General features: G+C 64.0%; 9 protein-coding genes. 4 read left to right on the top strand and 5 right to left on the bottom strand.

The window, feature by feature from the left end; genetic code table 11:
* Positions 1-3 precede the first annotated feature (3 nt).
* Entirely contained in the window at positions 4-2,754 is a 2,751-nt protein-coding gene (locus LR961_RS15215) for a pitrilysin family protein (RefSeq protein ID WP_232150789.1), read from the bottom strand.
* Positions 2,755-2,901: 147 nt separating this feature from the next.
* Positions 2,902-4,176 (bottom strand): HlyD family efflux transporter periplasmic adaptor subunit, encoded by a 1,275-nt coding sequence (locus LR961_RS15220; protein WP_232150790.1) that lies wholly within the window; start codon positions 4,174-4,176, stop codon positions 2,902-2,904.
* Positions 4,177-4,453: 277 nt separating this feature from the next.
* On the opposite strand from LR961_RS15220, the gene LR961_RS15225 reads away from it, so the two are divergent.
* Positions 4,454-4,819: a helix-turn-helix transcriptional regulator gene (locus LR961_RS15225; protein ID WP_269670734.1), complete on the top strand. Its 366-nt coding sequence runs from the start codon at positions 4,454-4,456 to the stop codon at positions 4,817-4,819.
* Positions 4,820-5,183: 364 nt separating this feature from the next.
* On the opposite strand, the gene LR961_RS15230 is transcribed toward LR961_RS15225, so the two are convergent.
* Entirely contained in the window at positions 5,184-7,475 is a 2,292-nt protein-coding gene (locus LR961_RS15230; RefSeq protein WP_232150792.1) for an NADP-dependent malic enzyme, read from the bottom strand.
* 237 nt (positions 7,476-7,712) lie between these two features.
* A complete protein-coding gene (locus tag LR961_RS15235) occupies positions 7,713-9,035 on the bottom strand; it encodes a dicarboxylate/amino acid:cation symporter (protein ID WP_232150793.1) in 1,323 nt (440 codons plus the stop codon).
* 249 nt (positions 9,036-9,284) lie between these two features.
* On the opposite strand from LR961_RS15235, the gene LR961_RS15240 reads away from it, so the two are divergent.
* Positions 9,285-11,936 carry a PAS-domain containing protein gene (locus tag LR961_RS15240; RefSeq protein WP_232151164.1) on the top strand — a complete coding sequence of 884 codons (2,652 nt, stop codon included), beginning with the start codon at positions 9,285-9,287 and terminating at the stop codon, positions 11,934-11,936.
* Between the two features lie 275 nt (positions 11,937-12,211).
* Here the strand turns inward: LR961_RS15240 and LR961_RS15245 are convergent, their stop codons facing one another.
* Positions 12,212-12,868 carry a response regulator transcription factor gene (locus LR961_RS15245; RefSeq protein WP_232150794.1) on the bottom strand — a complete coding sequence of 219 codons (657 nt, stop codon included), beginning with the start codon at positions 12,866-12,868 and terminating at the stop codon, positions 12,212-12,214.
* Between the two features lie 121 nt (positions 12,869-12,989).
* On the opposite strand from LR961_RS15245, the gene LR961_RS15250 reads away from it, so the two are divergent.
* Positions 12,990-14,129 carry a porin gene (locus LR961_RS15250; RefSeq protein ID WP_232150795.1) on the top strand — a complete coding sequence of 380 codons (1,140 nt, stop codon included), beginning with the start codon at positions 12,990-12,992 and terminating at the stop codon, positions 14,127-14,129.
* A 427-nt stretch (positions 14,130-14,556) separates the two neighbouring features.
* A complete protein-coding gene (locus LR961_RS15255) occupies positions 14,557-15,822 on the top strand; it encodes an amino acid deaminase (RefSeq protein ID WP_232150796.1) in 1,266 nt (421 codons plus the stop codon).

The raw sequence follows: 15,822 nt of genomic DNA on the forward strand, positions 1-15,822 counted from the left end.
CCCTTACTTGAAATCACCCGCCACAAACACGCTCAGGCGCTCCGGCTTGAGATGTTTGACGATGGCGGCATTGACCTGGGCCACGGTCAGCGCGCGATACGCCGCATCGCGGTCGATCTCGAACTGTATGCTGCGCCCGTAATACAGCTGATCGCCCAATATCCCTGCCACCGTTCCATCGCTGGCACGGGACTGCTCACGGGCGACCAGACGTGCGCTCACTGCGTCGCGCAGTTCCTGCTCGGTCACTCCGTCGCGTACCAACCGGACCAGCTCCTCGCGCAGTGCCGCTTCAACCTTGGCCACGTTCTCCGGTGCGGCAATCGCCTGAAGCGTGATGTTGCCGGCGTCGTCACGACCCACCCGGCTTTCGTCCGCGCTCAAACCGGCACCCACGCCGTAGCTCAGGCCTTCCTTCTGGCGGATACGCTCGGCCAGGCGGGACGTGAGCGGATCGCCACCCAGAATGACCACCGCGATGTTCAACGCAGCGAAATCGGCGTCGGCCAGATTCAGCGACAGGTTCTGCCGCGCCAGCACGATTGCGTTGGGCTTGTCCGGCGTGCTGAAGGTCGCGCGCTTGGCAGCCACGTCGCGATACTGCGTGGCAATCGGTGCATAGGCCACAGGCGACTTCCATTCAGCAAACAGTGCCTGCAGCTGCGCCTTGAGCGCTTCGGCATCGAAGTCCCCGACCACGGATATCTCGCCCTCCGCTGTCCCATAGAAATCACGATGGAAGGCACGCAACTCTTCCACCTTGAGTGCCTTGAGCTTTGCCAGCGATTGGTCGAAGGACTCCACATGCAACGGATGGCCCGCCGGCCACGGATCGAAGTGCTGCGCCAGGCCCATTGATGCCAATGCGCCGGGTTCAGTGCGCTGGAACTCGGTACCGGTAATCGCCTGCAGACGCAGTTGCTCGAACTGGTCGGCAGGGAACGCCGGGCTGCGTAGCACCTGCGCGGCCAGCGCCAGCGCTTCCGCCAAGGTGTCACGCTTGCCCAACAGCTTGATCTGCCCACTCTGCAGGCCTCCGCTGACCTGCACCTGGGTGCCCAGGGCGTCGAAGCGGGAGGCAATCTGTGCCAGGTCCATCTGCGTGCTGCCCATCATCAGCATCGGCCCCACCAGTGCACCCGCATCGGCGCGCCCGGTAATGGACTGCTCGCTGCCAAAGCGGAACGTGGCATCCAGCACCACCGTTTTTCCGCGGGTCTTCTTCGGCAGCAATGACACCTTCAGGCTGTTGCCGATCGTGAAGCTCTGCGTGCGTTCGGCGATATTCTCCAACGTCGCTTCAAATGCTTCGCCCGCATCCACTGCGGCTTTGCCGGCGTACCCGTCGACCAGGCTGGCGACCGCGGGCGCCACCGGAATCTGCGCACGGTCGGGCGTGGCGGTCGGCACGAAGCGCCCCAGAGTGCGATTGCTGGGTTTCAGATAAGCGGCCGCCACGCGATTGACGTCCGCCGCGCTCACCTTGGCGATGGCATCCCGCTGCACGAACAGCAGGCGCCAATCCCCCGCAGCCTGGTACTCGGAAAGCGCCATCGCGACTGCATTGACGTCGCTGGTCAACAGTTCAAGGCCGTTGGCGATGCGTTGTTTGGCCGCAGCAACCTCGGCTTCGGTCACCGGCTGCGCCGCGATGCCTTCGGCCTGTTTGAGCAATTCGACCTCGGCGCGGGCACTGTCGCCGTCCTTGGGCAAGGCGCTGATCAGGGTAAACAGGCCCGGATCGTGCAGGCTCTCACCCGAAGCGCCGGCAAACGCCGCCAGCTTGGTTTCCAGCAATGCCTTGTACAAACGCCCGTTCGGGTTGTCGCCCAACACATTGGCCAGCACCGCCAAGGCCGCGCTGTCGGCCTGCGCAAGTGCGGGCACGTGATAGCTGGCGGCCACCAGGGCCAGTTCGCTGCTGCGACGGACGGTGACTTCGCGTTCGCCGTCCTGGGTGGGTTCAACGGTATGGAAGGCAGGCAACACCCGCGCCGGCTTCTTCAATGGCCCGAAGTGCGCTGCTACCCGCTGCAGCACCTTGGAGCTGTCGATGCGGCCGGCCACCACCAGCAAAGCGTTGTCCGGCTGATACCAGGTGCGATAGAAGCCCTGCAGGTTCTGCACCGGCACGTTCTCCACATCCGAGCGTGCGCCGATGGGCATGTTGGCGTAGTTGTGCCAATCGAAGGCCACCGAACGCATGCGCTTCATCAGCACGCCGGCCGGGTTGTTGTCGCCGGCCTCCATTTCGTTGCGGACCACCGTCATTTCGCTGTCCAGATCCGCCTTGGCGATCCTGGAGTTGACCATGCGGTCAGCCTCCATCCCCAGCAGCCAGTCCAGCGTGTCGTCGCTGGCCGGGAAGGAGGCAAAGTAATTGGTGCGATCCAGTGACGTGGACGCGTTCTTGCTCACGCCACGCTTCTGCATCTGGCCGGGAATATCCGGGTGTGTCGGCGTGCCCTTGAACAGCATGTGCTCAAGCAGATGCGCCATACCGGTCTCGCCGTAGTTCTCGTGCATCGAACCGACGCCGTAAACCAGGTTGACCGTCACCGTCGGTTTGCTGGCATCGGGAAACAACAGCACACGCATGCCGTTGGCCAGACGATATTCGCAGATGCCTTCGACGCAGGGACCGGGTGCAACCACCCTTGCTGGCTCCCGCCCCCCTTCCTTGGCATCGACGACCGATACAAGGGCCAATGAGAGCATCACAGCAAGCGCACCGGACGACAGCTTCTTTCGCATTCCTTTTCCTTTCATGTGTTTGATGCAGCCACCGGATGGCTGTACGAATACGGAGAGAATCCGCATGCAACATTCCATTGTTTCGGGAAGGTGCCGCACGTGCGGCGCGACACCCGGCGTTCGGTCAACGCATCCAGCAATGCCTCATCATGCTCCCGACAGTCTCCCCTGCAACGAGTACAGCGGCTCGAACGCCCATTCGATCAAGCGCCGGCTCTCCCCCATGATATCCGCTTGCAGCAGCATGCCAGGCCGGAGCGGTTCCGGTCTTCCGTATGCATTGACGAACTGCCGCTCCAGTTCCACCGTGACGCGGTAGAAGGATTCACCTTGCTGGTTCCGCTGGACCGGCAACGCCATGGCGTCGATCTCCACCGCGCCCAACGCATTACGACTGATGCGGGAGATACGGCCCAGCTGATGGCCGAACTTCTGGTATGGAAATGCGTTGTAGCGCAGCAGGACCTTGTCGCCAGGAGCCATGAAGCCGACGGCATGGCTGGGCACCAGCACTTCGGCCTCCAGGCGGCCATCCCCCGGCAGCAGGCTCATCAACGGCTGGCCGGCTTTTACTGCCTGTCCGCGCTTGACCCCTTGCGAGGAGATCATGCCAGCCGTCGGCGCCTTCACCAGCAGCGCCCCTTCCTCGTGCGCCCGCACTTGTTCCTGCTCCAGTTTCGCCAGTGCCTGCAGGTAGTCCGCATCGTTGCCAAGACGCTGTGCCGGTTGCTCGCGCTGGGCCTGGTGCAACTGTGCGACCAGGCGTCGTGTTGCCGTGGCCTCACGCTGCAATGCCTGCTTTTGTCCTGTGTACTCCAGTACTGCGACCTGCTGTTGCTTGATTTGCAAAACGCTCACGTACTGTCCGTCCTCAAGACGACGCAGACGTTCAAGAGTTTCGTTGGCAATGGTGATCTGCTGTTGTCGTGTCGCCACTTCAGACTCGAGCTGCTGCAGTTCCAGGCGCGCTGCGACCAGTTGGCTGGTGACACCTTCACCCTGAGCGGCCAGTTGATCATCAAACGCTCGCCGCGAAGCAAGCAGTCCATCCTTGCGCTGTTGCAGCGCAAGCCCAAGCGCTGCCTGCGTATCTCCACCTTCGAGCGTCGCCTTCGGCACACTGACCAATGCCAGAGTGGCGCCGGCGCGGACACGTTCGCCCTCCGGCACGTTCAACCACGACACCAGACCAGTTGCCGGGGCCGGGACGGTGATCAGCCCCTGTGTCGGCACCAGCTGCCCGATCACGGAGGAACGCCGCGTGTAACTTCCAAGGCAAAGAAACAACGCAATTACGATGGCGCATGCCACGGCCACCACGGTCAGCAACCAGGTGCGAAGCGGTTGTATCAGCGATATCCCTCCAAACCGATGGGTTCGCCCGGCGATCAGCACTTCGTCGCGGAACAGGGGTTGTGACACGGGCAGGACCAGGTTGGGGCGAAGTGGACGCAATGTGGCCGATGCCTCGGACTACCTTCAATGCCCTGATGACGCCACTTCTGCTGACCTTCTCACCTCAAGCCAATCAAGAATGGTTCCCATGATTTCTTGTCAGCAATCCTGACCAGAAGGGTCAGTTTCAGTGTCAGTACTGGCGGATCCTGTGCAACAATCTCTAAATGTTGCACTTGCTCACAAGCCTCTCTTGAGAGCGCCACCTCATCGCTTATCGCCGTAACCTCAAGGAGGAGACTGGATGCCAAATCATCTGGCAAATCGCATCCGCAGGGCCCGTAGAAGAAAGGGCATGACCCAGGCCGAACTGGCATCGCAACTCAAGGTAAGCCGTAGTGCGGTGGGCAACTGGGAGAGCCCCACCGGCATCATGCCCAGCACCACCCGCATGATCACCATCGCCCTGGTGACCGATGTGTCGTTTGAATGGCTGGCTACCGGCCGGCACGGACTGGACGTGGTCCCGGCCAACGCCCCCCTCAGCGCCGTGGAGATGGTGGATGACCCGCAGGAGCGCAGGTTGCTGATGGCCTATCGCACCTGCCGTGCGGCCACGCGCAAGCTGGTGCTGCAGATCGTCGAAGGTCAGCGACTTTCGCGAACGTGAGCGATGCGATCGCTCCGAGCCGTTGAAGCTCGGGCCACAGGAACAGCACCCACCCCAACCCCTTTTCCGTTCACGGGAAAGGGGTTTTTACATTTGTCCCCGACGTCCAACGGAAGTGCCAAGCCATGCGCGGCGGGGTCTTGGTTCGCGAATCTGATCCAAGCAGTTGATGCCGGCCCTGATCCTGCGAACGGATGTGTTGGGACTGAAAGATGTACTCACCCCTACCCCAATCCCGCATGCGACAGAGGGGCCTGTGATCGGCAAGGTACGGCTTGACTGCACCTGCAAGCATGCCTCTTCAACGACAAAAGCCGGCATGAGCCGGCTTTTGTCGTTGCTGCGGGATGGACCGGTTGCCCGATCAACCGCCGCGTTCTGCATCCATCTGCTTGCGGATCTGTGCGTCCACTGCGGCGATGGCGGTCATGTTCAGCACACGACGCACGCTGGCGCTGCTGGTCAGGATGTGCACCGGCTTGGAGATGCCCATCAGGATCGGGCCGATCGCCACGCCATTGGTGAACACGCGCACCAGGTTGTAAGCGATGTTGGCCGCTTCCAGGTTGGGCAGCACGAACAGGTTGGCACGGCCCTTGAGCGTGCTGTTGGGCAGCAGCTTCTCGCGCAGTGCTTCGTCCCAGGCGGTGTCGCCCTGCATTTCACCATCCACATTCAAGCGCGGGTTGCGCTTGAGCAGCTGCTCGCGCACCTGACGCATCTTCAACGCGTCCTTGGAATCGTGGCTGCCGAAGTTGGAATGCGACAACAGTGCGATCTTCGGCTCGATGCCGAACAGCTTCATGCGGTAAGCCGCCTGCAGCGTCGATTCAACGATCTGATCGACGCTCGGATCTTCCTGCACGTGCGTGTCGACAAAGAAGAACACGCCCTGCGAGTTGATCACGCCGGTCATGGCCGAGGTGGAGCTGACCCGCTGTTCCAGCGGAATCACGCTGCGCACGTAGCCGAGCTTCTTGTGGAAGCGGCCGACCAGGCCCGACAGCATCGCGTCGGCTTCGCCACGCGCCACCATCACCGCTGCAATCAGCGTCGGACGCGAGCGCATCAGGTTCTTGGCAGCGGACACGGTGACGCCCTTGCGGCCGGTCATCTCGTGGTAGTACTGCCAATAATCGTTGAAGCGCGGATCGTCGTTGATGTTGGTGATTTCAAAATCAACGCCGGCCTTCATGCGCAGGCTCAAACGCTCGATGCGCGATTCGATCACGTCCGGGCGGCCGATCAAGATCGGGAAAGCCACGCCTTCATCGATCACGTTCTGCACCGCGCGCAGCACGGTTTCTTCCTCGCCTTCGGCGTAGACCACGCGCTGCTTGTCCGAGCGGGCGCGGTCGTAGACCGGCTTCATGAACAGGCTGGTGCGGTAAACGAACTGGGCCAGCTTCTCGCGGTAGGCCGTCATGTCGTCGATCGGACGCGTAGCCACGCCCGAATCCATGGCTGCCTGCGCGACGGCTGCCGACAGCTCGACCAGCAGACGGCGGTCGAACGGACGCGGAATCAGGTAGTCGCGGCCGAAGCACGGCGTGTCACCGCCGTAGGCAGCGCCCAGGTCGGAGGCTTCCTTGCGTGCCAGCGCGGCGATGGCGCGCACGCAGGCGATCTTCATGTCCTCGTTGATGCTGGTGGCGCCCACGTCCAGCGCACCGCGGAACAGGTAAGGGAAGCACAGCGCGTTGTTGACCTGGTTCGGGTAATCCGAACGGCCGGTGCCCAGGATCGCGTCCGGACGCACCGACTTTGCATCTTCTGGCAGGATTTCCGGGTACGGGTTCGCCAGGGCGAAGATCACCGGATCGCGCGCCATCGTGGCGACCATTTCCTTGGTGAGGATGCCGCCGGCCGACAGGCCCAGGAAGATGTCCGCGCCATCGACGATCTCGGCCAGCGTGCGCTTGTCGGTATCACGGGCGTAGCGGGCCTTCTCCGGGTCCAGGTCGGTGCGGCCGGTGTGGATCACGCCTTCGCGGTCGTAGGCGAGGATGTTTTCCGGCTTCACGCCCAGCTGCACCAGCATGTTGACGCAGGAAATACCTGCCGCGCCCATGCCGGTGGTGGCCAGCTTGATCTCGTCGATCTTCTTGCCGGTGATGACCATGGCGTTGAGCACTGCGGCGCCGACGATGATCGCGGTGCCGTGCTGGTCGTCATGGAACACCGGGATGTTCATGCGCTCGCGCAGCTTGCGCTCGACGATGAAGCACTCCGGCGCCTTGATGTCTTCAAGGTTGATGCCGCCAAAGGTCGGCTCCAGCGAGGCGATGATGTCGACCAGCTTGTCCGGGTCGTTCTCGTCCACTTCGATATCGAACACATCGATACCGGCGAACTTCTGGAACAACACGCCCTTGCCTTCCATTACCGGTTTGCCGGCCAGCGGGCCGATATTGCCCAGGCCCAGCACGGCGGTGCCGTTGCTGATCACTGCCACCAGGTTGCCACGCGCGGTCAGCTCACTGGCCTGCGATGGGTCGGCAACGATGGCTTCGCAGGCATGCGCCACACCCGGCGAATAAGCCAGCGACAGGTCGCGCTGGGTCAACATCGGCTTGGTCGCCACGACCTTGATCTTGCCCGGCGGTGACATCCGGTGGTAATCGAGGGCGGCCTGTTTGAAATCTTCGTTGGACATCGATTTTTTGAGGGCTGAATGGGCGAGAGGAACGGGAGATGATACCCCCCTTGGACAGGCGGAACCTGTCGCTGCGCTATCACAGGAATGCTGCAACCGCACAATTCGAGGCGACTGTGCCACCTCCGGCAGTTTCCCTGCGGCAGATGACAAACCTGCGCGCAGCAGCAGAAAAACCGCAGGGCCGAGCCGATTGCTGATCGGCGGCCCCGCGAAACCACAGACGTTTGCAGCAACTCAGCCTTCGGCCACCGCGACCGGCAACGCATCATTGCGGCCATCCAGGGCCTGGGCCAGGCGTTCATGGTCCAGCGCGCCTTCCCAGCGCGACACAACCACAGTAGCCACGGCATTGCCGATGAAGTTGGTCAGCGAACGGCATTCACTCATGAAGCGGTCCACGCCCAGGATCAACGCCATGCCGGCCACCGGCACTTCCGGTACCACGGCCAGCGTTGCGGCCAGAGTGATGAAACCGGCACCGGTAACGCCAGCCGCACCCTTGGAACTGAGCATGGCCACCAGCAGCAACGCGATCTGGTGGCCGAGGGTCAGGTCGGTATTGGTGGCTTGGGCGATGAACAGGGCCGCCAGGGTCATGTAGATGTTGGTGCCGTCCAGGTTGAACGAGTAACCAGTGGGCACCACCAGACCGACCACCGACTTGCTGCAACCGGCCTTCTCCATCTTTTCCATCAACGACGGCAGTGCCGATTCGGACGAGGACGTACCCAGCACCAGCAGCAATTCAGCCTTCAGGTAACGGGCCAGCTTGATGACTGAGAAGCCGCACAGGCGTGCCACCGCACCCAGGATCACCAACACGAACAGCAGCGAGGTGAGGTAAAACGACCCTACCAGCCAGGCAAGGTTGACCAGCGAGCCCAGGCCGTACTTGCCGATGGTGAAGGCGATGGCACCGAAGGCGCCGATCGGGGCGGCCTTCATCAGCATGTGCACCAGCTTGAACACCGGGGTGGTCAGCGCTTCGAGGAAATTGAGCACCGGCTTGCCCTTCTCGCCCACCGATGCCAGCGCGATGCCGAACAGCACCGCCACGAACAACACCTGCAGGATGTTGTCGCCCACGAACGGGCTCAGCAGCGTCTTGGGGATGATATCCATGGCGAAACCGACGAGGGTCAACTCGTGCGACTTCTGCACATAGCCATTGACGGCAGTCTGGTCCAGCCCGGCGGGGTCGATGTTCATGCCGGCACCCGGCTGCACCACGTTCGCCACCACCAGGCCCACCACCAATGCCAGCGTGGAAAAGAACATGAAGTAGATCATCGCCTTGGTGAAGACACGGCCCACCGTGCGCAGATGGGTCATGCCGGCGATGCCGGTAACGATGGTCAGGAAGATCACCGGCGCGATGATCATCTTCACCAGCTTGATGAAGGCATCACCCAGCGGCTTGAGGGTTTCGGCGAAAGCCGGCTCGAAATGGCCGAGCAGCACGCCCAGGGTGATGGCGAGCAACACCTGGAAGTACAGCTGCCGGTAGAACGGCAAGTGGACGGGAGTGGCCGGAAGGGCGGCGCTGGAAATATGCATTTGGGCCTCGACGAGGATTTCGCTTTGGCCGGTGTTGTACGCGGTGTCCGCTGCGACGCCGATAACGCATTGGTACTAGCTAATTCTTTGGTATTAGGACTGAAGCACCAACGCGCACCGGAATGCACCACCGACGCTGTCGGCATGCAGAAACGCAGGAGAATGGTGCTCGCCGACAACCGCGCCCTGCTTCCAGATTGAACGGCGAGGGGCTGGAGAAACCCGCTCATCTGCGTGACCATCCGCGTCATGCCGTTCCTGCGCAGACCCCGTCACAAGACCACCGTACTGCTGCTGTGCGCGGCGGCATGCCTCATCGCATTGCTGAGCCTGGTGACGATGCGCCACCTGGAGCGCCGCAGCCTGCTTCACGATGCCGAACAGGCACGCGAACAGCTGCGCCTGCACGGCGAAGCGCTGGAACTGCTGATCGAGCGTTACCAGGTGTTGCCGGGGGTATTGGCGCTGGACCCGGAGATCCGTGCGGCGCTGTCCAACACCGATATCGACCCGGCCGAGTCCGAACGCATCAGCCGCAAGCTGGAGCGGGTCAACGGCGCGGCCACGACGTCGACGCTGACTCTGCTCGATCGCAACGGGCTGGCGCTTGCGGCCAGCAACTGGCAGATCCCCGGTGCCAGCAATGTCGGCAACCACTACAACTTCCGGCCGTACTTCCAGCGTGCCATGCGCGACGGCAGCGGCACCTTCTATGCCGAGGGCGTCACCACGGCGGTGCCCGGCTACTTCCTGTCCGAAGCGGTGCGCGACGACAACGGCAAACCGATCGGCGTGGTGGTGGTCAAGGTCGTACTGCGGCCACTGGAGCAGACCTGGGCCGAAACCCCGGACAGCGTGTTCGCCAGCGACAGCAACGGGGTGATTTTCCTGTCCAGCCAGAAGGCCTGGCGCTACCACGTGCTGCATGCCCTGGACCAGGCCGCGCGCGAGCGCCTGACCCAGACCCGCCAGTACGGCCAGCTGCCACGCCAGAAGCTGGAGTACCGGCTGCTGGAGAACCTTGATACGAGCGTGCAGCGGGTGCGGTTGCCGGACGTGGGCGACGTGATCTGGATATCCCATCCGCTCTCCCAACAGGGCTGGACGCTGAACCTGATGCGCTCCACCGCCAGCAGCATCAGTGCGGCGCGCACCATGGCCCTTGCCGTGGCTGGTGGCCTGCTGGCGTTGGCCCTGCTCGGCTTTGTACTGTGGCAGCGGCAGCGGCTGGCGCAGCTGCGCGAACGCAGCCGGGTGGAACTGGAACGGCTGGTCAAGCACCACGCCCAGGAACTGCGCACCGCGCAGGACGGGCTGGTGCATGCCGCGCATACCGCCGACTACGGCGAAAGCCGCAGCCTGCAACATCTGCCGCAGGGCATCTGCGTGGTCGATGCGCAGCTCAACCTGGTGGCCTGGAACCGGCGCTACATCGAGCTGTTCCGCTTCCCACCGGGCTTCATCCAGGTCGGCCGCCCGATTGCCGATGTGTTCCGCTACAACGCCAGACGCGGCCTGCTCGGCCCGGGCCCGATCGACGAGGCCATCGAGCGCCGGCTCAACCACCTGCGCTCGGGCAAGCCGCACATGCACGAACGTGAGCGCGGCGACGGCAGCGTCATCGAGATCCGTGGCAACCCCCTGCCCGACGGCGGCTTCGTCACCAGCTACGCCGATATCACCGCCTACAAGAACGCCGCGCGCGATCTGCGTTCTCTGGTCGATTCACTCAGCCATCGCGTGGACGAGCGCACACGCGACCTTGCCGCGGCAAAACGCGAGGCCGAAGACGCCAACCGCTCCAAGACCCGCTTCGTTGCCGCTGCCGTGCACGACCTGCTGCAGCCGCTCAATGCCGCGCGCATGTTCCTGTCGGCATTGCGTGGGCGCCTGCCCGATGCCGCCACACGCGAGGTGGCCGACCGTATCGACAACGCACTGGCCGCCCAGGACGGCATCCTCAACAGCCTGCTGGACATCTCACGACTGGAGTCTGGCGCATTGGAAACGCAGGTACGGGACTTCGCGCTGGACCCCCTGCTGGACGCGCTGGCGCATGAGTTCGGCATCCTCGCCAAAGCGCGCGGCCTGCGCCTGGAGCGTGTGCCCACGCGAGCGATCGTGCGCAGCGACGAAGCACTGCTGCGACGCATCCTGCAGAACTTCCTGTCCAACGCCATCCGCTACACCGCACACGGCCGCATCGTGCTGGGCTGCCGTCGCGATGGCGAGCAGATACGCATCGAAGTCCACGACACCGGCCGTGGCATTCCCGAAGCGCGGCAGCGGGAGATCTTCGAGGAGTTCCGGCGTCTGGATGACGGCGGCAACCAGGAACGCGGCACCGGCCTGGGACTGGCGATCGTGGACCGCATCGCGCGCCTGCTCGGCCACCGCATCGGTCTGCGTTCCACGCCCGAGCACGGCAGCGTTTTTTCCGTCAGCGTGCCTCGCGGCAGCGCCAGCGCCGGCCAGTTGCAAGCTCCTCGGCCATCCTCCGGCGAAGACGTTGTGGCCGACTCGCTGCTGGCTGGCTGCCGGGTCTGGTGCATAGACGACGACACCCGGGTCAGCCAGGCGATGAGCCTGTTGCTGGAACGCTGGGGCTGCCGGGTGGAACTGGCCGGCGGTGTCGAGCAGGCTCTGGCGACGGCCAGGCCGGGCAACGCCCCGGACCTGTTGCTGCTGGACGTGCGCCTGGGTGCGACTACCGGCCCGGAACTGCTGCCGCAACTGGTTGCACGCTGGGGCCGCGAACCGGTGGTGATCCTGCATACCGCCGAGCAGGATGAAGCGCTGCGTACGCTGGCCCGAGAGCGCGGCTGGGGCTTTCTGTCCAAGCAGGCGCGCACTTCGGCACTGCGCTCGTTGATGACGCACTTCTACCAGCGGTCGCGGTGAGGCATTGGCTTGGGAAGCCAAGCGTTGCTGGAACGGCTGCCCTCACCCCAACCCCTCTCCCGCAGGCGGGAGAGGGGCTCAAATCCCTTGTGCCGCGGCTGAAAGCCCCCCCTCCCACGCAGGAAAGAGGCTCGGATTTTCTTGTGCTGCTGGTTAGAAGCCCCCCGCCTACGGGGCGATGCGGCCTCGCTTGCGAACCACCGGCTCGCAGTCCGTTGAGCGCTTTGCGCCAGCGCAAGGGCCGGGGCGCAGCGAGGTGAAGGCAGCTCCTGAGCTCAATACTCGCCCGGCAAGCCGCTATCGCCTTCCGGCTCCAGCGCCTTGACCAGCAGCGCGGCCTGCGTACGGCTGTTGCATTCGAGCTTCTTCAAAATGGCGGTCACGTGCACCTTCACCGTGTTCTCGGCCAGGCCAAGCTCGTAGGCGATCTGCTTGTTGAGCAGGCCATCGGCCACGCTCATCAACACCCTGAATTGCTGCGGCGTCAGCCGCGCCAGACGTGCCGCCAACTGCGCATCACGTTCGGAACGCTCCGCCGCCAACGGCGGGAAACAGGTGTCGCCAGCCATCACCGCGGTGACTGCAGTGCGAATGGTTTCCACCGGCGCGGATTTGGGGATGAAACCGGCCGCGCCAAACTGCTGCGCGCGGCGGATCACACGCGGATGGTCGTTGGAGGAAATCACGATGACCGGAATATCCGGCCGCTCGCCGCGCAGCCACACCAGCGAGGAAAACCCGCGCGCGCCCGGCATTGCCAGGTCCAGCACCACCAGGTCCACATCCGGGTGTTCACCCAGCGCCTGCGTGAGCGCCGATACGCTGGCCACTTCCAGTGTCTGGCCGACATCGATGCCTTCACGCAACGCATGCAGCACCGCTGCACGGAACAGCGGGTGATCGTCGGCAACAAGGACCTTGGCCAGGCTCATGGGCGCCAGTGTGGCACGCACACCGGGCAGCGCGCCCTAGTACCAAATCGCTATGGGAGCCCGGCGACGGACTGCTATCGTGCCGCCCTTCCAGTTGGTCCCAGTGAACGAGAGAGAACGGATGCCCATTTCCCCCAAGCGCAGCGCCCTGGCAACCCTGTTGATGCTGGCGGCACTGCCTGCCGCCCATGCCGAGGACGCGGTGACTGCCAAGTTCAGTGGCCGCCTGTACTACGACTTCGCCCGTTTCGACAACGATTCACGCGGCACTCCCGAGAACGATAGCGATGACCTGCGTGCCGCCTGGCTGGCTATCTCCGGCAAGTTCCATGCCGTGGACTACAAGCTGGAAACCGACGTTTCCGGGCACAAGCCGATCGCACGCGACGCCTATATCGCCCACACCTTCGGCACCACCACGGTCACCGCAGGCCAGTTCAAGCAGTTCTTCACCCTGGACGACCGTGGCAGCTCCAACCACACCGCGGCGGTGGAACGCAGCTGGCTGGCGCAGACGCTGGCCCCCAGCTACCGCCTGGGTGTGGGCGCGAACGGCTACCAGAACGACTTCTTCTGGAGCGGCAGCGTGTACAGCCTGGAGAGCATCGACAACTGGAAGACCAAGGGCCGGGCAACGGGCGCGCGCGGTGGCTACGCACCGTGGCATGACGCCGGCCACGTACTGCACTTCGGTGCCTCGCTCGCCTACGAGCGCTACGACAATCCCGGCGCCAGCGGCGCCTCGGCATTGCGCGTGCAGCCGCGCGTGGCCGGCTACTTCGGCGACAACAGCCGTCTGTCCTTGGTGGATTTCCACAGCGGCCGCGACGTCTCGGTGGACAAGTACGGGCTGGAAGCAGCCGGCGTGCATGGCGCCTGGTCCTGGCAGGGTGAGTTCGGTGGCGCGCTCTACGATGACGGCCAGCAGCGCGCCCGCGTGCAGTCCGGCTACGCCCAGGGCAGCTGGCTGCTCACCGGCGAATCCCGTCCGTACGACGCCAAGAACGGCCGTTTCACCCAGCTCAAGCCGCTGCGTGACAGCGGCGCCTGGGAACTGGTGGCGCGCTATGACCACATCGAGGGAAAGCAGTGGCCGAGCGACTTGTCGGCCGATGCATGGACCGTTGGCGTGAACTGGTACGCCCGCAAATATGCACGGGTGATGCTGGACTGGACCGACACCCGCCGCCGCGATGAAGCCAACAACCGCACCCTGGACCACACCGGCGTGCTCGCCGGCCGCGTGCAGCTGGATTTCTGATCCTGCTGTATGCGGTCGGGTTTCCCGGCGACCTCCTGCGGCAACCGCACCTGAAACGCCCGAGTCAGTCGACTCGGGCGTTTTCGATTCAAGACGCCACCCGGCGGTGGCGGCGTCGGAACTCCGCCGGGCCAGCACCGGCTCGCATCCAACGCCAAACATCCAGGTGCACCGCCAAGCCCCGAGCGGCCCGACTCACGCAGGGCTCGCCCGGCACCAACCATCGTGATGAACTGGCCGTCAGCAGGCTGGGCCGCACCCTCCTGCTGACGGGACCGGCCTGCAAGAGCGCCTCTAACAAACGGGCACGGTCATTACTTGCGTGTTGGCGCGCAGAATGCCAAGAAAATAATTTTCAACAAGCCCGCCACATGCTACACAATAGGCCCCCGCGAATCCCGGCGGCCGTGACTACAGGTAGCTATAAGTGAAGGAAAATTACTTTCACCATGACGACCCGCTGGCCGGGAAAGGTTTGCCAGCCGGGGGCTCATGGACGCCCGCAGCGCTGGCCGCGCAGGGCGCTTCGATTCTGGGCGAACAGATCAGCCTGCCGGTCGCCGTCCTGAGCGAACCGGCATTACGCCACAACCTGGCGTGGATGCGACGTTTCACCGCTGCCTATGGCTGCCAGTTGGCGCCGCACGGCAAGACCACCATGAGCCCGGCGCTGTTCCAGATGCAGCTCGATGCCGGTGCCTGGGGCATCACCCTGGCCACCGCACCACAGACGATTGCCGCTTACGAACATGGCGTACGCCGGGTATTGCTTGCCAACCAGCTGGTCGGCAAGGGCAACTTCGAACTGATTGCCGAACTGCAGGCAAGCGACGCCGATTTCTGGTTTGCCTGCGTGGTGGATTCGGCCGACAACGTTGCGGCATTGGGCCGGCACTTCGCCGCACGCGGGCAGTGCATCAAGGTGCTGCTGGAAATCGGCGCGGCCGGCGGCCGTACCGGCGTGCGCGATGAAGCCCAGGCGCGCGCGGTGCTGGACGAAATCGCCCGCTGGCCGGATTCCGTCGCCCTGGTTGGCGTGGAAGTCTATGAAGGCGTGGCCAAGGATGAAGCCGGCGTGCGTGCGGTGCTGCAGCGCAGCTTGGTGCAATGGCAGGCCATCCATGCAGCGGGTGGATTCGCGCAGTTGCCGGCCATCCTCACCGGCGCCGGCTCGGCCTGGTTCGACGTGGTGGCCGAGGAATTCTCAGCATTGGCCGGCAACACCGACGCGCAGGTCGTACTGCGCCCCGGCTGCTACCTCACCCACGATGTCGGCATCTACCGCCAGGCTGCCGAACGCATCCACGCCAGCAACCCGGTGGCGCGTGAGATGGGCAGCAGCCTGCAACCGGCGCTGCGCTTGTGGGCCTACGTACAATCGCTGCCCGAAAGCGGCAAGGCCATCGTTGCATTGGGCAAGCGTGATGCCGCGTTCGACGCCGGCTTCCCGGTTCCGGCGCTGCACTTCCGCGCCGGCAACAAAACGCCAGCAGCGACGCCGGCGCACTGGAAGGTCAGCGCGATGATGGACCAGCACGCGTTCCTGGATGTGCGCGACGGCGATGACCTGCGCGTGGGCGACCTGCTCTGCTTCGACATCTCCCACCCCTGCCTGACTTTCGACAAATGGCGCCACCTGCTGGTGGTTGATGACGCCCAGCGCGTCATCGGTGCTGTTTCCACGCAGTTCTGA

The organism is Stenotrophomonas sp. SY1, assembly GCF_021202945.1.
Classification (GTDB): domain Bacteria; phylum Pseudomonadota; class Gammaproteobacteria; order Xanthomonadales; family Xanthomonadaceae; genus Stenotrophomonas.

Bases quoted from the DNA above. Each gene is read 5' to 3' on its own strand.
- LR961_RS15250 (WP_232150795.1), top strand. From the start codon at position 12,990: ATGCCCATTTCCCCCAAGCGCAGCGCCCTGGCAACCCTGTTGATGCTG.
- LR961_RS15235 (WP_232150793.1), bottom strand. From the start codon at position 9,035: ATGCATATTTCCAGCGCCGCCCTTCCGGCCACTCCCGTCCACTTGCCG.
- LR961_RS15245 (WP_232150794.1), bottom strand. From the start codon at position 12,868: ATGAGCCTGGCCAAGGTCCTTGTTGCCGACGATCACCCGCTGTTCCGT.
- LR961_RS15240 (WP_232151164.1), top strand. From the start codon at position 9,285: ATGCCGTTCCTGCGCAGACCCCGTCACAAGACCACCGTACTGCTGCTG.
- LR961_RS15230 (WP_232150792.1), bottom strand. From the start codon at position 7,475: ATGTCCAACGAAGATTTCAAACAGGCCGCCCTCGATTACCACCGGATG.
- LR961_RS15215 (WP_232150789.1), bottom strand. From the start codon at position 2,754: ATGCGAAAGAAGCTGTCGTCCGGTGCGCTTGCTGTGATGCTCTCATTG.
- LR961_RS15225 (WP_269670734.1), top strand. From the start codon at position 4,454: ATGCCAAATCATCTGGCAAATCGCATCCGCAGGGCCCGTAGAAGAAAG.